At 45.8% G+C, this 18,063-nt stretch carries 19 protein-coding genes and 2 pseudogenes; 14 read left to right on the forward strand and 7 right to left on the reverse strand.

The window, feature by feature from the left end; genetic code table 11:
* Positions 1 to 293 precede the first annotated feature (293 nt).
* Entirely contained in the window at positions 294 to 2,138 is a 1,845-nt protein-coding gene (locus J7529_RS04965; RefSeq protein ID WP_318728078.1) for an NAD(P)H-quinone oxidoreductase subunit F, read from the reverse strand.
* A 456-nt stretch (positions 2,139 to 2,594) separates the two neighbouring features.
* On the opposite strand from J7529_RS04965, the gene J7529_RS04970 reads away from it, so the two are divergent.
* The 7 genes from J7529_RS04970 to yghU all read left to right on the forward strand — a co-directional run bounded on the left by J7529_RS04970 (position 2,595) and on the right by yghU (position 8,495).
* The gene (locus J7529_RS04970) at positions 2,595 to 2,906 is read left to right on the forward strand and encodes a carbon dioxide-concentrating mechanism protein CcmK (RefSeq protein WP_271940152.1); all 312 of its coding nucleotides are present in this window, start codon (positions 2,595 to 2,597) and stop codon (positions 2,904 to 2,906) included.
* Positions 2,907 to 3,010: 104 nt separating this feature from the next.
* Positions 3,011 to 3,349 (forward strand): carbon dioxide-concentrating mechanism protein CcmK, encoded by a 339-nt coding sequence (locus tag J7529_RS04975; protein ID WP_271940153.1) that lies wholly within the window; start codon positions 3,011 to 3,013, stop codon positions 3,347 to 3,349.
* Positions 3,350 to 3,367: 18 nt separating this feature from the next.
* Positions 3,368 to 3,670, forward strand: coding sequence for a EutN/CcmL family microcompartment protein (locus J7529_RS04980; RefSeq protein WP_271940154.1), 303 nt, complete (start codon positions 3,368 to 3,370; stop codon positions 3,668 to 3,670).
* Between the two features lie 162 nt (positions 3,671 to 3,832).
* Positions 3,833 to 5,482: a ribulose bisphosphate carboxylase small subunit gene (locus tag J7529_RS04985; protein ID WP_318728079.1), complete on the forward strand. Its 1,650-nt coding sequence runs from the start codon at positions 3,833 to 3,835 to the stop codon at positions 5,480 to 5,482.
* A 235-nt stretch (positions 5,483 to 5,717) separates the two neighbouring features.
* Complete coding sequence (locus tag J7529_RS04990) at positions 5,718 to 6,473, forward strand: hypothetical protein (protein WP_318728080.1); 756 nt, start codon at positions 5,718 to 5,720, stop codon at positions 6,471 to 6,473.
* A gap of 80 nt (positions 6,474 to 6,553) precedes the next feature.
* On the forward strand, positions 6,554 to 7,294 hold the full coding sequence (locus J7529_RS04995) for a BMC domain-containing protein (protein ID WP_318728081.1): 741 nt from the start codon (positions 6,554 to 6,556) through the stop codon (positions 7,292 to 7,294).
* A 346-nt stretch (positions 7,295 to 7,640) separates the two neighbouring features.
* On the forward strand, positions 7,641 to 8,495 hold the full coding sequence (yghU, locus tag J7529_RS05000; protein WP_318728082.1) for a glutathione-dependent disulfide-bond oxidoreductase: 855 nt from the start codon (positions 7,641 to 7,643) through the stop codon (positions 8,493 to 8,495).
* Positions 8,496 to 8,508: 13 nt separating this feature from the next.
* Here the strand turns inward: yghU and J7529_RS05005 are convergent, their stop codons facing one another.
* Positions 8,509 to 8,994: a hypothetical protein gene (locus J7529_RS05005; RefSeq protein ID WP_318728083.1), complete on the reverse strand. Its 486-nt coding sequence runs from the start codon at positions 8,992 to 8,994 to the stop codon at positions 8,509 to 8,511.
* A 288-nt stretch (positions 8,995 to 9,282) separates the two neighbouring features.
* Here J7529_RS05005 and J7529_RS05010 point away from each other — a divergent pair, with 288 nt between their 5' ends.
* Positions 9,283 to 9,420: a hypothetical protein gene (locus J7529_RS05010; protein ID WP_318728084.1), complete on the forward strand. Its 138-nt coding sequence runs from the start codon at positions 9,283 to 9,285 to the stop codon at positions 9,418 to 9,420.
* Between the two features lie 14 nt (positions 9,421 to 9,434).
* On the opposite strand, the gene J7529_RS05015 is transcribed toward J7529_RS05010, so the two are convergent.
* The gene (locus tag J7529_RS05015; RefSeq protein WP_318728085.1) at positions 9,435 to 9,902 is read right to left on the reverse strand and encodes a DUF29 domain-containing protein; all 468 of its coding nucleotides are present in this window, start codon (positions 9,900 to 9,902) and stop codon (positions 9,435 to 9,437) included.
* Positions 9,903 to 10,109: 207 nt separating this feature from the next.
* Here J7529_RS05015 and J7529_RS05020 point away from each other — a divergent pair, with 207 nt between their 5' ends.
* Positions 10,110 to 10,886 carry a hypothetical protein gene (locus tag J7529_RS05020; RefSeq protein ID WP_318728086.1) on the forward strand — a complete coding sequence of 259 codons (777 nt, stop codon included), beginning with the start codon at positions 10,110 to 10,112 and terminating at the stop codon, positions 10,884 to 10,886.
* Between the two features lie 73 nt (positions 10,887 to 10,959).
* Here the strand turns inward: J7529_RS05020 and J7529_RS05025 are convergent, their stop codons facing one another.
* On the reverse strand, positions 10,960 to 11,127 hold the full coding sequence (locus J7529_RS05025) for a DUF29 family protein (protein WP_318728087.1): 168 nt from the start codon (positions 11,125 to 11,127) through the stop codon (positions 10,960 to 10,962).
* Entirely contained in the window at positions 11,117 to 11,344 is a 228-nt protein-coding gene (locus J7529_RS05030; RefSeq protein WP_318728088.1) for a hypothetical protein, read from the reverse strand. Before J7529_RS05030 ends, J7529_RS05025 begins: the two co-directional genes overlap by 11 nt.
* Positions 11,345 to 11,482: 138 nt before the next feature.
* Here J7529_RS05030 and J7529_RS05035 point away from each other — a divergent pair.
* A pseudogene (locus J7529_RS05035) lies at positions 11,483 to 12,330 on the forward strand (IS630 family transposase).
* A 60-nt stretch (positions 12,331 to 12,390) separates the two neighbouring features.
* Here the strand turns inward: J7529_RS05035 and J7529_RS05040 are convergent.
* Positions 12,391 to 12,546 (reverse strand): annotated as a pseudogene (locus J7529_RS05040) (type II toxin-antitoxin system PemK/MazF family toxin); the annotation flags it as partial.
* Between the two features lie 151 nt (positions 12,547 to 12,697).
* Here J7529_RS05040 and J7529_RS05045 point away from each other — a divergent pair.
* From J7529_RS05045 to thiS, 3 genes are all read left to right on the forward strand, one after another.
* Positions 12,698 to 13,105, forward strand: coding sequence for a hypothetical protein (locus J7529_RS05045; RefSeq protein WP_318728090.1), 408 nt, complete (start codon positions 12,698 to 12,700; stop codon positions 13,103 to 13,105).
* A gap of 206 nt (positions 13,106 to 13,311) precedes the next feature.
* The gene (locus tag J7529_RS05050; protein WP_413038811.1) at positions 13,312 to 14,397 is read left to right on the forward strand and encodes a thiamine phosphate synthase; all 1,086 of its coding nucleotides are present in this window, start codon (positions 13,312 to 13,314) and stop codon (positions 14,395 to 14,397) included.
* A gap of 11 nt (positions 14,398 to 14,408) precedes the next feature.
* Positions 14,409 to 14,618: a sulfur carrier protein ThiS gene (thiS, locus tag J7529_RS05055; protein ID WP_271940165.1), complete on the forward strand. Its 210-nt coding sequence runs from the start codon at positions 14,409 to 14,411 to the stop codon at positions 14,616 to 14,618.
* Between the two features lie 31 nt (positions 14,619 to 14,649).
* On the opposite strand, the gene dnaG is transcribed toward thiS, so the two are convergent.
* The gene (gene dnaG / locus J7529_RS05060) at positions 14,650 to 16,575 is read right to left on the reverse strand and encodes a DNA primase (protein WP_318728092.1); all 1,926 of its coding nucleotides are present in this window, start codon (positions 16,573 to 16,575) and stop codon (positions 14,650 to 14,652) included.
* Between the two features lie 59 nt (positions 16,576 to 16,634).
* Here dnaG and J7529_RS05065 point away from each other — a divergent pair, with 59 nt between their 5' ends.
* Positions 16,635 to 18,008 (forward strand): N-acetylmuramoyl-L-alanine amidase, encoded by a 1,374-nt coding sequence (locus J7529_RS05065; protein ID WP_318728093.1) that lies wholly within the window; start codon positions 16,635 to 16,637, stop codon positions 18,006 to 18,008.
* The last annotated feature ends 55 nt before the right edge of the window (positions 18,009 to 18,063 follow it).

Consider the following 18,063-nt stretch of genomic DNA (forward strand, 5'->3'; position numbering starts at 1 on the left):
TAGGAGTGGAAACGCACTCATAGTTATATCAAATCCTTAAATGGTTGCTACAAGTAGAGACATGGTGGAGGAGGGCGGGTTTACTTGCAATAGTTGTTAGTCTACAAGATTTGGGTATAACCCGCCCCTACAGATCTCTGTAGCGTAAATAAATAGATTTGATATTAAACTGATTACTCGGACTTGATATTATCCCTGCGTCTGGAATACAGCACTTTGCTTGCGTTATGAAACACATGCTTGAATCCTCTCTCTCCATGTACCAAAACCCTATTCCCCAACGCTGTGCGTTGTTAAGGATGCACATAGACGAACCAACCGATCAGTGTGACCAGAAAGCCAACGCTAAATATAATGGTCAGAACATAAAGTTGGCCAATCCCAACTGAACTATACTTTAGACCTTCTCCACTAAACAGGGTAACCACACCCACTAGGTTGACTAAACCATCGATGATATAGCGGTCGAACCAAGAAGTGAGTCGAGCAGATTGTTCTACAGCAAAGACAACGGTCATGCGATAGAGGCGATCGATATAAAAATCATACGCTAGTAGATCCTGGATAAATTTAAGCGGTTTGATAATTGATCGGGCTAATGTTCTGGGTAGGGGAATGATGGCACCAACGAGACATCCGGCTAAACCTGACATAATCACCAGCATAACCGTAATTTTGTGAACATAGCCCCAATTGGGAATCAGGGATAATTGATGTAAGAGCCAGGGACAGACTAAGGTGATGATGATTAAACTCAGCATTGGTACGGCCATGGGCCAAGCCACTTCAGGTGCCCGTCGGCTTTTGGGTTGGGTTTCTCCAGCAAAGACGAGACGATAAACGCGTGTTAAATTCAGGGCGCTCAAAGCATTGACTAAGAGCAGGACGACCAATAACCAAGGTTCGTAGTACCAAAAGTTATCCGCACCCAAGCGCAAAGCCCAAAAACCACCGAGGGGTAAAATTCCGATTAAACCTGCACTACCAACCAGAAATGAAGTGGTGGTCACAGGCATTTTCGACTGTAGTCCCCCTAGCTCGGTTAAGTCTTGGCTATTGGTGGTGAGGATAATCGAACCAATACTCATAAACAATAAGGCTTTGGCGATCGCATGGGCAAACAGTAGCATCAATGCAAAGCCTGTCCACTGCGTTCCCACGGCAATAAATACCAATCCCAAATAAGCACTCGTGCTGTGGGATAGAGCGCGTTTAATATCTACTTGTGCTAAAGCGACTAAAGACGAGCCGATCGCCGTTAAAATACCAATGACGACTAATGTAGCTGAAGCCACTGGAGAGAGCGCTAAAATCGGTTGTAGCTTAATTAACACATAAGCCCCACAGGCCACCACTACCGAATTCCTCAAAATCGAAGCCGGGTTTGGCCCTTCCATGGCTTCATCCAACCACATATGCAAGGGGAACTGGGCGCATTTTCCCGTTGGCCCTGCAATCAAAGCTAACCCTAGGAGAGTGGCAAACCAAGGGGATAATTCAGCCGTTTCAGCCCAGATATAGAGGCGATCGAAATCCAAGGTTCCTGCGGTCGTTCCCAAAGCGACCAAGCCCATGAGTAATAAAATATCACCCACTCGTTTGGTCAAAAATGCATCTCTTGCCGCCGTCACTACCAAAGGTTGAGCATACCAAAAGCCCACTAAGAGATAGGTTGATAGGGTCAACATTTCCAGCAAACCATAGGTCAGCAAGAGAGAGTCACTTAGGGCAATTCCACTCATCGCTGCTTCAAAAAAGCCCATTATGGCAAAGAAACGTGCCAGCGCCCAATCTTTTTCTAGATATCCCAGAGCGTAGATTTGGGACAATAGACTTAATCCCGTAATTAAGGACATTGCCCCTAAACTCACGGCAGAAATGGTCAAGGTTAGGGAAAAATCAATATCAATCACCTTTAACCAGTGAAAAACAATTAAATGGGGTTCTCTATCCCAAACCAGATTAAAGACAATTAATCCATGCACGAAGGCTAAAACTGTCATCAGCAGATTAAAATAGGCTGCTGGTCTAGGCCCAGTACGACGCACCATCCGAGTTGACCAAGGCAAGGTGAGAATGCCTCCGATCAAACCATAGAATGGAATGTACCAACTTGTTTCTAGGAAATATTCAGACATAGGTTACGTTAATGGTCTAATTGGCTGTATTTTAATAATTTGGTTAAACTTTTAATCTGAGTTTCTTGACATTTGCAGACTCTTGATCCCTGCCTTACCTTACGGCTAAGAGATGATCCCATCCCTTAGCCTACCCCAAAATGCTGTTGCGATCGCGTGGCTCATCACTGGCACAATACTTGTCCCCTGCCAACTCCCTTAAGTATATTTACACATCTTATCTCGTGAATTAAGTTGGTCTATCATTGTATCTTAAGTTTTTTAATAAAAAATTAATTTCTGTTAAGACATCACAAAAGTTAATTACTCAAATCAAGGGTTATTATGATTAATTCTATTGCCAGGAGAGTCATGCTTCCCATATCCTTAATAGAGAAGCAAAAAACTATTTTGCTTTCCTAGGAAAATTGGGTGTCCTAGTGCTATCTTTCGCTTTTTCAGATCAGGAGATTAACAATGCCCATAGCCGTTGGAATGGTAGAAACATTAGGCTTTCCTGCCGTCGTCGAAGCTGCTGACGCGATGGTAAAAGCTGCTCGTGTGACCCTTGTTGGATACGAAAAAATTGGGAGTGGTCGGGTAACCGTCATTATCCGGGGAGATGTGTCGGAAGTTCAAGCTTCAGTAGCTGCGGGGATTGAATCCGCCAAGCGGGTTGATGGAGGACAAGTTTTATCAACTCACATTATTGCCAGACCCCACGAAAACCTAGAGTATGTTCTTCCCATCCGTTACACCGAAGCGGTGGAGCAGTTCCGAAGCTACTAGCACCGTTGAAAGCCAAAACAGGACGAAGTTGAGTTAGCAAGTATTACTCAACTTCACCCTCACACTTACCCATCTCTGTTGAAAACATTAGGAGTTTTGAATCAATGTCAATTGCAGTTGGAATGGTAGAAACCCTAGGTTTTCCTGCCGTTGTAGAAGCAGCCGACGCAATGGTGAAAGCCGCTCGTGTCACCCTGGTTGGATATGAGAAAATTGGTAGTGGTCGAGTAACCGTGATTGTTAGAGGCGATGTATCTGAAGTACAAGCTTCTGTTGCTGCTGGAGTAGATAATATCAAGCGCGTCAATGGCGGAAAAGTCCTTTCTACCCATATCATTGCTCGTCCCCACGAAAACTTGGAGTATGTACTCCCCATTCGTTACACCGAAGATGTACAGCAATTTGCCGAAAGTACCAATGCTATTCGGTCCAGTCGTTCGTAAGGATCTGATATTCGATCCATGCAAGTTGCTAAAGTTTGTGGCACAGTCGTTAGCACCCAAAAAGATCCGAGTCTTAGAGGGTCTAAATTTTTGCTGTTGCAGTTGATAGATGAGCAGGGCCGCCTTCTTCCTGAATATGAGGTAGCCGCAGATCCAAGTGTGGGAGCTGGGTTAGATGAATGGGTTCTAGTGAGTCGTGGTAGTGCAGCTCGCCAAATTGAAGGAACCCAAAATCGTCCTATAGATGCAACCGTTGTCGGAATCATTGACACGGTCACAGTGGGAAATTCACGAATCTATAGCAAAAAAGATACCTATTAATGTTCAGTCCTCAAGGGTCAGGGTTGGTCGAGGGCGGTATGCATTGTATCTATCTCAGTTTAATCAATCAGAACCCTTTTGAGGTCGGATAACATCCGAAACTCGACCCAATTAACCCCATGACACCAGAGACAAAATCGCTATAGGAGGAAAATCATTATTATGGTTGTGCTTAACCAGACACGGAGCAGTGCGGCTCCCCCCACCCCTTGGTCGAAGGACTTAGCGGAACCGCAAATTGATAGTAGTGCTTATGTCCACTCTTTCTCGAATCTAATTGGTGATGTCCATATTGGAACGAACGTCTTAGTAGCGCCCGGCACGTCTATCCGAGCCGATGAAGGCGCTCCTTTTTATATTGGGGATTATACCAATGTACAAGATGGTGTGGTCATCCATGGTCTAGAGGAAGGCCGAGTGGTTGGCGATGATGGCCAGAAGTATTCCGTTTGGATTGGTAATCATTCTTCTATTACCCATATGGCGCTGGTACATGGGCCAGCCTACGTGGGAGATAATTGTTTTATTGGTTTCCGCTCTACAGTCTTCAACGCCAGAATTGGTCACGGATGCATTGTTATGATGCACGCTTTGATCCAAGATGTGGAAATCCCTCCAGGAAAGTATGTGCCTTCTGGATCGGTGATTACCAATCAACAGCAGGCCGATCGCCTGCCAGATGTGCAAAAAGGTGATGTGGCCTTTGCCAGCCATGTGGTCGGTATTAATGATGCTCTCAGAGCTGGGTATCGATGTGCCGACAATATCGAATGTATTACGCCCATTCGTGATGAATCGGGTGATTTATCGGGCAATTCTAGTAATGGTCAAGTACAAAGCAATATGACAACTCTTAATTCAGAAACCGTAACCCAAATTAAAAATTTACTCGCCCAAGGCTATAAAATCGGGGCAGAGTATGCCGATCAACGCCGTTTCCGGACTAGCTCTTGGAAGAGCTGCCCAGTAATCGATTCAAATAATACTACAGCCGTATTGTCAGCAGTTGAATCTTGTATGGCAGAGCATGGGGGTGAGTATGTGCGCCTGATTGGTATCGATCCGAAAGCAAAACGGCGTGTCCTAGAAAAAATTATTCAAAAACCAGGCGATCAACCCGGTACTCCTAGCACCAGCCCTCCAGCCACCTCAAGAGTTCCGGCCAGTCAAAATGGTTCATCCTCCAATGGTGCAGGTGTGCCTGCTGATTTGAACTCAAAAGTGGAACAATGGGTTAAGCAAGGCTACCGAATTACAACAGAACATGCGGATAAACGACGCTTCCGTACCAGTTCCTGGCTTACCGGTGCTCCGATTACAGGAACCAGTCCCACAGCCGTTTTGAATGGCATTGAAGCGGTGTTGAGAGAGTGTGAAGGTGAATATGTACGCTTGATTGCGGTTGACCCCAATGCCAAACGCCGGGTTTCAGAGGAAGTGATTCAACGACCCGATGGTAGAGTTCCTCCCAGCAGTAATGGCACCTCTCGTATTGCGAGTTCCGCCGCTCCAGTCACTCGCGCCAGTCGTCCGGTAGCAGTGGGTTCTGGAACATTGAGTCCGGAGGCGATCGAGCAAGTGCGTGCCTTGCTGGCCCAAGGCTACAAGATTGGTACGGAACATGCGGATAAACGGCGCTATAAAACGGGATCTTGGCAGAGCTGTACCCCAATTGAATCGAGCCGTGAGTCAGATGTGATCGCTGGTTTGGAAGCTTGCCTAGCTGAACATGCAGGGGAATATGTACGGATGTTGGGCATCGATACGACGGCGAAACGGCGCGTAGCTGAATCGGTGATTCAACGACCGTAAGTCCGGATTGAATGGACTTCTTGCAGAAGTCAGGCTAGCAATAGTCATAAAAATATTATGATAACTGCATTACAATTGACTAGCTGTCAACTGATGCAAGGTCTCTAATGTACTGAAGAGAATCAGCAGACGGAAAAAATGGGGGAGGTTTTTCTCCTCCAAGGAGTGGATTTCGGACTGAGGTTCGATCTAAAAATGTGCTGCAACGATGAGGTTCAATAGTATTATGGCGGTTATGCCTTGGCAACCTCTTCATAACCAAAAGTCTTGTATTGATGGGGAGGTGAGCATTGACCCTAGCGCAGTGGTAGCTCCTGGTGTGGCACTGATTGCCAATCCTGAAAGTCGGATTGCGATCGCCGCAGGTGCTTGTATTGGTATGGGGGTGGTTCTCCATGCTGATGGGGGAACCTTAAGGGTTGAGGAAGGAGCGATCTTAGGCGCAGGAGTCTTAGTGGTGGGTTCGGGAACCATTGGCGCTAGAGCTTGTATAGGCCCGGTTTCAACCGTGTTTAATTGCTCAGTGGAGTCAGAGCAGGTGGTTCCTCCAGGTTCGTTATTGGGAGACCAGGGACGTTCGGAAACGGAGAATCAGCAGATGGAGGAGCCAGTCGAGGCTGAACCTGAAGTTGAAGTTGAACCTGAAGTTGAACCTGAACCAGAGGTTAAACCTCAAGCTCAAGAGTCTAAAATTACAGGTGAAGTGCCTCAATCTAATCCTTCGGCAACTCAAGCTTCGATTCATTCGGCGATCGCCCGTAATTTAATTGCTAATCCACCCACAACTCGTACAAACGGTAACCTGGATACTCCTAACTCAGACCAACCATCTACAGATTCCTCGACAGAAGACCCGACTTCGAGATCGGTCAATTCCCCGGTTTATGGGCAGCAGCATCTGCAACGGTTAATGGCGACCTTGTTTCCCCATCGTCAACAATTGGATGGAAATATACAAGATTCTCCAGTTTCTGAGGATAATGGTAAATAAATCGATGGAGTTCCACCATTGGGCCTCTATACTAATAGTAGAGGAGTGCAGATGATGGATATCCCTCTCAAGTCAAGAGCATGAGTAGATTCGATACTCTCAATGGAAGTGCATTAGGTTTGGTGTCAACCCGGAGCTTTCCGGCTGTAATTGCGGTTGCCGATGCCATGATTAAGGCGGCAGAAGTGGTTTTGGTGGGCATTGAAAAGATTGGTAATGGATATTGTACGGCGATCGCCAGGGGAAGAATCGCAGATATTCGATTAGCCGTAGAATATGGCGCGGAAAGAGCTAAGGAATTTGGCCCCGATCAACTGGTCAGCAGTAGCGTCATTCCTAGACCTTTACCCAATCTGGAAGTCATTTTTCCCATTAATCCCCAGTTTATGGAAGTGACGGCTCATAACCGAGAAAACCGATATAGCCGTCAAGCGGTAGGATTACTGGAAACCGTTGGCTTTCCGCCCATGGTGGGTGCGGCCGATGCCATGCTCAAATCAGCCAATGTGGAACTGATGTCTTTTGAGACCATTGGCTCTGGACTTTGTACCGCAATTATCCGGGGTTCAGTGGCTGATGTAGCCATGGCTATTGAATCTGGAGTCTATGAAGCTCAACGGATTGGAGAACTTCATGCCATTTACATTATTCCTCGACCTCAAGACGACTTAGAACAAATTTTACCCGTCGCCAGTGCTTTGATACAAGAAGAATCAGAACCATTGATGTTACCGGTGAGCATTGAGCAAGAGGAAATGGAAGAAGAATTGGTCAAGTTGCCAGAGCTGGAAAAAGTGCCCCTTAAAATTGAAGAAAAGTAATATAGCGCTTCGCGCTAGACAATAGGCAATAGCTTGTATTGCTTGGTTTCTAAGGCTTTAAGCTGTACTCTATAGAAGAGAGAACCGCTATGAAAACAGTTAAAGCGCAGCAGAAAGCAATCTTGATCATCTCGGTAATCTTGGAGATCGCAATGACAAGAGTTTAGCCAGAGTTGATATGATTAGCTTCTCTAGAGCCAACTTGCCCCAAACCAGACCCGTTGTTAATTGTTTATTGATACAGCACTTTGGGCTGTTATGAAACACAAGCTTAAATCCTCAAATCCATATACCACAACCCTATTCCCCTATTCCCTATTCCCCAGCGCAAAGCGCTGTATAATCCATGGACACTCCCTCTCCTTACACTCCTCCCCAAGTCTGGCAACCCGATACCGACAGTGGCGGAACTTGGTCAAAAATCAATCGTCCCATTGCCGGGCCTACCCATGAGAAAGAATTACCGGTAGGCAGTCATCCCCTACAACTGTACTCCCTGGCCACACCCAATGGTCAAAAAGTAACTATTCTGCTCGAAGAATTGTTGGCCCTGGGTATTTCTGAAGCCGAGTACGATGCTTATCCGATCAAAATTCAGGAGGGAGATCAGTTTGGCAGTGGTTTTGTCGCCATTAATCCCAATTCTAAGATTCCTGCTCTGGTTGACCGCAGCACAACCCCAGAAACTCGTGTCTTTGAATCTGGCTCTATCCTACTCTATCTGGCGGAAAAATTTGCGGTGTTCCTACCCACTGAGGCTGCTGCACGCACAGAATGCCTATCCTGGCTCTTTTGGCAGATGGGTTCAGCGCCCTATGTTGGGGGTGGGTTTGGGCATTTTTATAGTTATGCACCGACGAAAATTAAATACTGCATTGACCGGTTTACCATGGAGACCAAGCGTCAGCTTGATGTCCTCAACCGGGAGTTAGCAGACAAGCAGTATATCTCTGGTGAGGATTATACCATTGCCGATATCGCCATCTGGCCCTGGTACGGGGCATTGACCTTGGGCAAGCTTTACGATGCAAGTGAGTTTCTAGAGGTACAGTCCTATACTCATCTGATGAGGTGGGCGGAGGACATTGCCTCCCGGCCAGCCGTGCAACAGGGACGCAGGGTCAACCGCACATGGGGGCCAGAGGAGGAGCAACTGCACGAGCGACACTCGGCGAGTGATACAGCATCAGCTTTTGGTTAAGGTTGTCAAACTCTTACTCTCCAACACCTAGCAAGCTATAAGCAGGAATGAAGGTAACTCCTCTACTGTTGGCACAGTAGGCATCACCATCGCAATTCCCAATCATCAGACTATCCTGATGGTAAGGAATACCCCTTTGAGAAAGAACTAAATCAATCATGCCAGATGAAGACTTGCGAAAATTACGAACCCTAGGTTCGCCAACTACCCCATAGGCAAACAGTTGATTAGGGAAGACCCATTGGCCATTGACCCACATGGGTTGACTGGTATTAGGTATCCAGGTAAACCCGCGAGGAGGGGAAGACCGAGAAACAACCCAACAAACAGTCCCATTAATCAAAGGACTGAATAAGATTGAATTAATCTGAGGAAATATATTTAGAGTAACCTGCATTTCTTTGAACGCTGAATCAAGGGTTTTATACCCACATTCAATACCTCCTTGATTAGATATCCCATAGATAGAGAAGCCTTGATTAGCATAGGATTGAAGCACATTTGCACTCCTAGGGATTGGCTCTTGATCAAAGGGAACATTGATGTATTTTAATCCAGATTTAGTCCGCCGGATAGCATCTAGATTAACGAATAAAACATGCATAGCAATGACCAATAAAGACGACAATACCTCTGCCTTGTTAATGGCACTACATGGACATTGGCGTGGAGTTACTCTGAGAGGATTTCGCTAGAGGGTTGTCCCGGTCGTGCTTTTCAGCAGATACTTCTACATTGTAACTTCACTAGGCGAGGGGAGGGGGTGTATCATAATCAGGGTTATTGGGTGTCAGGAAAGCTCCTTTTACCGACAGGTATTATCCCTTTTTCCGATACTCCCAAGGTGGAACCGAGTCAGGCTGACTCCAAATCTCCTATCCTGCTCCTTCGCGATCGCCTCTCCATCCGCGATCGCCTTCCATAACTTAATTCTCCATTCTATACTTCATTCTCTGGCCAATAGTCGCTATCCAAGGTTTCGGCGATCGCAAAGGGACACAGTTCTGGAAAATCATCCCTGTTCATTCCCGTTTCTAGAGCTGCCATCGTTCGCGCTTCCGTGTAACAGGAGTCAAACACTTGCTCAAAATATCCGCGTAAGCTGGGGCTATCCTTAAACGCTTTCTGGAGTCGTTTCCGATGTTCGTAAATGGTGTAGCGCCAGCTATTCGTCTGTTTTTCCAGTTGATATTGGTACTTGAGTAAGTGCATTAGCAGAATTTCCAGGTTACTCGTGATCGCCCCTTTCTCACTTTTACCCATATCTTCCAATTCTTCTGCCAGATGCTCCACATCGATGCCCTCCAGTTTGCGATCTCGCAATAACTGTGATGTCGTTTCCAACCACAGGTAATAGTCGCGATCGTAGAGATCGGGTAGAAGAGAGCGATCGGTTAAGGTTTCCATAACGCTTGTGCTAATGTCAGTCTTTATGGGTGTTGTGAAACTCCCTAAACCGAAAGGGGTACAACTAGCATTTTTATTCTTTAGGGTTGAAAGTCTTGCAGGACAAGAGTTTTGAGCTAAATTGCCCCTCATGACACCCTAGATCCACTCTATTATCGAGCTATAATTTGAATAACTTTTTAGTTTTTAACCAAAACTATTAAAATAATGGACAATAGTACAATTTCTCTTTGTAAAAATCCAGCGTGTAAGGCGGAAATGGAACCTCTCGAACCTTTCTGTCGAAAATGTTGGAGTAAGAACCTGACAGAAGAAGGCCATCTTGTTGCTGCCGAGCGAGTTACTGTTGTATATACTCTTGAGGAACTCGAGCTTGCTGTCAAGAATTACACGAACCAACACCCTCTTGATGAGCCAAACACTGAGTCAGGCCAGTTCATTTTAGTTGAAGGTCAATTATCAAAAGATGTTTTTCAGACCTTCAATGCTCGATTAGAGTACGAAGCTCAGTGGAAGCAAGAAATTCCGGGGGCAATATTAGCAGCAGGTGCTTCTGCATTGGTGACGTATATGGGCATTAAGGGAATCTCCAACCAAAAAGAGGATGGAAAGAGTTCCGATATCCAAGTCGTGTCAGACTTTGCTGATTGGCTTCAAGATAATATAGAACAGCTAGCAGTCGTTGGAGGATTGATAGGTGCAGGAGGACTGCTAGCATTTAGAATGGAATCTATGAATGACAAACAGAAAAAGTACATTTGCTCGGTTTTTGCTCATACTATTGATGAACTCCATCAAGCCGGTTTTCGCGTTCGCGGCAATCGAGGTCAATACATTGTTTTAGAGAGAGAGTTAAGACCTATCGATCTCGTTGCCAAGACTACTGTAGATGGGTTTAAAGGCATTGAATGGGCTGGAAAGCAACTAGGGGTGTGGAAGCTAACAGAAGGTATTCAAGCAGAGTGGGATCGTCGAACAAAGTAGGTTTGACAGCCACCAACGGCTTGTCGGAAAATCGGCTTTTCCAGCCCGTTTTACCTCCTTATCCTGACAGGTGTTATCCTTGTAAACTGGAACTGTCTTTAAACGCTTTCTTGAGTCGTTTACGATGTTCGTAAATGGTGTAGCGCCAGTTATTCGTCTGTTTTTCCGGTTGATATTGATAGTTGAGTAAGTGCATCAGCAGAATTTCCAGGTTACTCTCGATTGCCAATCTATTCGTCATTGTCACCCGCTAAAATCTCTTGCAAAATTTCTGACGTTAAGCCTCTCTGTTGTGCTTTGTCAGAAATCTCCGCCATCACCTCAGTTAAGCTCTTGCTGTATAACTGCTCGCGCAATAATAATTTAACGAGATCGCTTAATTGTTTTTGAATATCGGGATTCGCCCGTTCAAATGCTGCTTTTATCTCCGCATCAACTTCTAGGGTAATACTAGCCATAGTTTATTGAGTCAAGATGATATTGCCTAATGAAATCATCGCATAAGATTATTGGCTTGTTAAATAGACTATAGTCAATTCGGTTAACAGTGAAACATAAATGAGATAAACTGAAGAGAGTAAGTTGAGGTTAGCAAAATGCAGTACAGCCTGGATTTTCGTCAAAAAGTTATACAATATATAGAAGAGGGAGGTAAAATTAAGAAAGCCTCGGAAATATTTGGAATTGGAAGGGCGACAATATACAGATGGTTAGCTCGTCCGAATCTGAAAGGGACGAAAGTCAAACGCCGAAATCGCAAACTCAATTGGTCGGAAGTGGAAAAAGATGTGGCCGAAAATCCGGAGACTCTTTTAGTAGAAAGAGGGAAAAAAATTGGAGTCTATCCCAGCTCACTGTGTGAGGCATTGAGGAAAATGAAGATAACTCGAAAAAAAAAGAACTGAGGTATCGAGAAAGAGAGGAAGAAGAAAGAAGGAAATATAAGACAAAGCTGGAAGAAGTGATAAAAAGCCAGGGAATAGAAAGCCTGGTATTCATTGATGAATCAGGGTTTGACGAGATAGAAAGTTGCCGTTATGGGTGGTCAAAGAGAGGAGAAAAACTGTATGGAGACCAACAAGGAAAACGGGTGATGCGAGAAAATCTAGTAGCGGGAAGAAGAAAAAACGTAAAGGATTTACTAGCGCCAATGTTGTTGAGAGGAAGCCTAAATGCGGAGGGATTTGAAGGAGGGCTAAAGCTGTACTTGTTGCCGTCATTAGTAATGGCATCAATATTAATTATGGAGAACGCACCAATTCACCGAAAAAAGGCAATAAAAGAATTAGTAAAATCAGAGGGTCATCAAGTTGTATTCTTACCGAAATATTCTCCAGAACTGAATGATATAGAGCATGATTTTAGTGCCCTAAAAAGAGCGAGGATGTATGCCTCGGAAGGAACATCTTTAGATAAAATAATTTGTAATTACTGTGCTTCTTAGTGTCTCACTGTTAACCGAATTGACTATAAGTTTGCGATCGCACTAGCGATGGGTCGCATTATGTTCTCCCTTTGTCCCTACAATTATAGTTCCCACTAAAGGGAGTTGGTTAATATTGTCTACAGAAAGCACTAAAACAGGTCTCTTTCCGGCTTGTTCTTTCCCTTGTACTGGGTTGAGATTAACCAAATAAATTTCCCCTCTATGAATCGTCATCTTTGAGCCAAACCATCCCATTCAACTCCATTAAATTCGCGATCGATAGCTGTAAGTTGTTGTTGAATTTCTGAGTTATAAGCTATGATTCTCAGTTGCTCTTGTAATGACATTGAGGTGGGGTTCCAGACAGAGCAAGATCGCGCCCTCGTTGGCATCTGCCTTTACAGTGCTTTACGATAGTGTTTTCGATATATGTATAGAGGCGATCGCCATGAAAGTCCAATTGAAACAGCATTTATCTTTGCTCATCTTTAGTGGGGTATCTACCTTTGCTCTGCTCTATGGTTGTGCGTCATTATCCCAGCCTCAACCCTCTCAAGAAATGCTAATGGACGTTGCGACAAATCTAGTTACCCAAAAATTCGTCAATTCCTCTTGCGAAGATTTATCACAAATAAAGTCTACCGATCCGAGTCAGGCTACAGGCCCGGAAGCTGCATTGCAAAAGAAAGCAATAGAAATGCTGCGGAACAATCCACAAGTGCGCGAAGAATTTATTAATCGTGTTGCTCCACAAATTGCTAATCGGATGTTTGAATGCGAGCTGATTCCCTAGTTGGGGTAAAACCAGCGATCTCCCATTATTTTTGCTGAAGCCAAGGTTGAACATTTTGATCAAAATACTCTTCTGGGGGTTAATCTCAAGTCAGTATAATCAGCTACAATAAAAAGACATTGATTATCCAGACTTGAGATTACCTATTACCAGCGCTTCGCGCTATATGGCAGGATATCCTAATGGTGAATCATCAAAACGGGGTAATGGCGGAGCTATACAACGGTCAAGTTATGGGAAAATCTGTTATCTATCGCATTTTAGATGCCAATCTAGACCGCGCCAGGGAAGGATTGCGGATTATTGAGGAATGGTGTCGGTTTGGGTTGAATAACCCAGATCTGACCCAGGAGTGTAAGCGGTTGCGCCAGGAGTTGGCCCAATGGCATACAGCAGAAATTCGGGCAGCTCGGAATACACCAGACGATCCGGGAACCCAGTTAACCCACGAACGGGAAGAGTATCGAGGAACGATTCATCAGTTGCTCCAGGCCAATTTATGCCGGGTTGAGGAGGCACTGCGAGTTCTAGAGGAGTATGGCAAGCTCGAAGATCGGCAAATGGGCCGAGTGTGTAAGCAAATGCGCTACCGAGTGTATACTCTGGAGAGCCAATTAATGGCCTATAGTCGCCATCAGCAGCTTTTAGAGGCGCAATTGTATTTGGTGACTTCTCCAATGCCGGAGTTGTTGGAGGTGGCCGAAGCGGCTTTGCAAGGCGGGCTGAAACTGATTCAATATCGGGATAAGAATACAGAGGATGGGGAGCGTCTGGTTTTGGCTCAGAAGTTGCGGCAATTATGCGATCGCTATGGCGCTCTGTTCTTGATTAATGACCGCGTAGATTTGGCGTTGGCAGTGGATGCGGATGGGGTTCATTTGGGACAACAGGATCTTCCCATTGCTGTAGCACGGGAAATTTTGGGGCCCCAGAAAATTATCGGCCGTTCGACGACGAACCCGGAAGAGATGAAACGGGCGATCGCCGAAGGTGCAGATTATGTCGGTGTCGGGCCGGTGTTTGCGACTCCGACGAAGCCGAATAAGGCGGCTGCTGGCCATGAGTATGTGCGCTATGCAGCCCAACATTGTCCCATTCCTTGGTTTGCGATCGGTGGCATCGATGTGAATAATTTTAATGAGGTGCTAGAGTCAGGTGCGAATCGCATTGCTGTCGTGCGAGCGATCATGGAAGCAGAACAACCCACACTGGTGACCCAATATTTCCTCTCCCAATTGATCCGGATGGAAACGATGAAAGCAATTCAAAAGCCTCAAGCAGTGAGGGGGTAGAGGTTGTGAATATGACAGACGTAACCTTACAGGTCAATGGGGAATCCCAAGCTTGTACTACAGGCATGAGTTTACCCCAGTTCTTAGAGTCCATAGACTTAAATCCGCGCTTGGTAGCTGTGGAATATAACGGCGAAATTCTCCATCGCCAGTTTTGGGATACCACTGAGATGAAAGAGGGCGATCGCCTGGAAATCGTTACCATTGTGGGTGGAGGATAGGAGGATAGGGGGATGGAGTCCCCTTACTTCCTCAACTCCTGGCGACTAATTCAGTAACTGTGGTACTTCGTAGCCGCTCGCATTCTTTTTCTCGCTGCTTATTGTAATATAACTGCTCGGTGAAATATGCATAACCTCGCGGATCGAGTTGAGGATCGATCTTAGCCAGGCGCTCGGCAGCATAACTTCTGCGCTTACCACACAAAATTTGCTCTAAAGTTAAGGCTGCTTTGTTAATCGATAAAATGGGATTTTGGATATCAGAAAGATGCTTTTCTTGCAAATAAAGTAAGGGATGAAATTGAGTACTATAATTGGGAAATTGCCCGACTCCATCTTGCAGTTTAGAGACTAAATCCGAAGAATCTACAGGTAGGCTTTCCCGTAAACTTTCAATTTGCGACCAGAGAAACCGATGGGGGGCACATTGGAAGAGGAGATTGCGATCGCCCATAATCTGCAAAAAATACTCTCTTGCCTCCGGTGCATGAAGATAAATGCGTAAAATCAGGCTCTCTGTCTCAAACAGCAAGCGGTCTTCTGGGGTAATCTTGACCTCAATTTTGGGAATTTTGGGAGGGGTCTTGGTTTTGGGGGTGCGCCGCAGGCGTTGTATCTGTTTGACTAAGTCTTCGGCAATGAACTTGAGGCGATCGCTATTTCCTTGACTAAGATATTCGGCACAGAGATTAATGTAGTAGGTGCGCGTGGTTGGATCTTCAATTTTACTCAGGAGTTTCACCCATTCTTGAGCAACCTGTTGAAAGCGATCGGCCGCTTTGAGGTCTTTTCCCTTTAAGGCTTGTTCAATTTTCCAATCGAGCCATAAAGGAGCTTGTTGGACTAAGTCTAAATAGGGTTCTGGACTCCCGGCTGATTTCAGGAATTCATCGGCATCCTTGCCTTGGGGAAGATTCAGGATTCTCAGTTGAATTTGGCCTTGATAAACCAAATCGGAAATTTCAGAAATCGCCCGTTCTGTCGCGGTGGTTCCAGCTTGGTCGGCATCAAAATTAAGGAGAATGGATTTAGAGGGGGTATAGCGTGCCAGCTTTTTCACCTGAGATGCACTTAACGCTGTTCCCAGAGAGGCAACAACTTCGGAAATACCGGCGGCATGGAGGGCGATCGCATCAAAATAGCCCTCAACTACGATCGCCCGATCCTGCTTAGAAATGGCTTTTTTGGCCCGATCTAAGCCAAATAATAGATTGCCCTTATCAAAAATGGGCGTTTCTGGAGAGTTGAGATACTTGGGTTGCGCTTCGCCGAGCGATCGCCCCCCAAACCCCACAACTCGTCCCTGAACATCGCTAATGGGAATCATCAGGCGATCGCGAAAGCGGTCATAATAACTCGCTCCTGACTTACGCTCGATCGCCAACCCCGCTTGCTCCACGACCTTCACCGAATAGCCCTTAACCTCCACCAAATAGCGATATAAGGTCTGCCATCCAGCCGGTGCATATCCCAACCCAAACCCCTGGATCGTCTCCTCAGATAAGCCTCGCTGCTCCTTCAAATAGGACATTGCCTCCTGTGCTTCCGGTTGATGGAGGGCATGTTGGAAAAAACTAGCGGCGATCGCCACCACCTCATACAATTGTTCCTGAAGTGATAACTGGCGTTGAAACTCTTCCCGTTCCTCAACATCCAACGTGCGGATCGGCACTTCATAGCGCCGCGCCAGATCCAGCACCACCTCCGAAAACGAGCTATTATCCAACTGTTTCAGAAAACTAATCGCATTTCCCCCCGTTCCACAGCCAAAGCAATAAAACATCTGCTTCGTGGGACTGACGGTAAAACTAGGACTTTTTTCCTCATGGAATGGACATAACCCCACAAACTCCCGTCCTTTCTTCTTCAGAACCACCCGTTCCGAGATCACCTCAACAATATCAACTCGTTGTTTAATCTCTTCGATCGTATCTGGATGGAGTCTTGGGGTACTCATGGCTGGCAAAACCAACGATAATGTTCACAGTTTAGTGGCAATAGAGAACGTAAAGGATTATGGGAAGAATCTTTCTATCTGCAGGTCATGGAGGATTTGAAAACGGAATGCGCGATCCAGGGGTGATCGCCGGAGGAACCACGGAAGCGCGGGAGATGATCCAACTGCGAGATTTAGTCGTGGCCGAATTGCGATCGCGCAATCTCGAAGTTCTCAGCGTTCCCGATGACCTCAGCGAGGCGCAAACCATTACTTGGATCAATAGTCGCGCTCGCTCTGGAGATATTGCTCTCGAAATCCATGCTAACGCCTTTTATAATCCTTCCGTTCGTGGAGCCAGCGTCTTTTACATCGCCAATAACGAAGAACGCCGGGCCCATGCCGAATTAATGCTCTTAGCTCTGTTGCGTCGCGTTCCCCAACTCCCCACCAGAGGCGCGAAACCCGATAGTAATAGTGGTTTAGGTAGACTCGCTTTTATTCGTAATATTTATATTCCCTCGCTGTTCATGGAAGTTGGGTTAATTACCAACCCAGAAGACCGCGCTCTCCTGCAAAATCGTCGCCGGGATATGGCCTTGGGAATCGCCGATGGCCTATCGGCTTGGAACCGTGGGGTTAATCCTTCTCCGAGTCCTGCGCCCAGTCCTTCACCCACTCCGTCATCCCCAACCTATCCCCCCATCAACATTAATATAAATGGTCAAATTTACGGGGAAGAAGGCATGATTATTAACGGAAACTCCTATATTCCCATTGATCTAGTTGACCAATTAGGCATTGATTTAAGCCAGGACCCCGATGTACGCCGGATTAATTATCGCAACATTGTTTATATTAAGGCGATCGAGCTACGAGACTATAACATTTCTGTAAGCTGGGAAAACGCAACTCGGACTGTCGTTTTGCGATCGATTTTGAAGCTCTGTCCGGGTGAGCTAGACCGGATTATGGGCCACGGTAAAACCACTGAAGTTCAACTGATGATGTTCCTCAAGGCTAATGATGAAAAAGGACTCCAACAATTTCCCGATCTGCCTCGTCTCTATCGAGAGGAAGGAAGCATTGAAGGAGTCAATTATGATATTGCCTTTGCCCAAATGTGTTTAGAAACTGGGTTCTTAAGATTTGGCGGAGAAATTCAACCCAATCAGAATAATTTTGCTGGTTTAGGGGATGTGGGGGGGAATGCTGCGGGTGCATCCTTTCCTAGCGCTCGGATCGGTGTAAGGGCACAAATTCAACAACTCAAAGCCTACGCGAGTACGGAACCTTTAGTCCAAGAATTAGTGGCTCCCCGATTTCGATTTGTTACCCGTGGTATTGCTCCTTTGATTGGTCAACTCAGTGGCCGTTGGTCGGCTGATCCCCAATATGGACAGAGAATCCTAGCCATTTTGCGTCGGTTGTATGAATCCGCTGGTTTGATTTAAATCACAGACAAAAATAAATTAATTACGTAGAATTCTAGGGGGTTTTCACAAATAT

The sequence above is a fragment of the Roseofilum sp. Guam genome (assembly GCF_017746735.1).
Taxonomy (GTDB): Bacteria; Cyanobacteriota; Cyanobacteriia; order Cyanobacteriales; family Desertifilaceae; genus Roseofilum; species Roseofilum reptotaenium.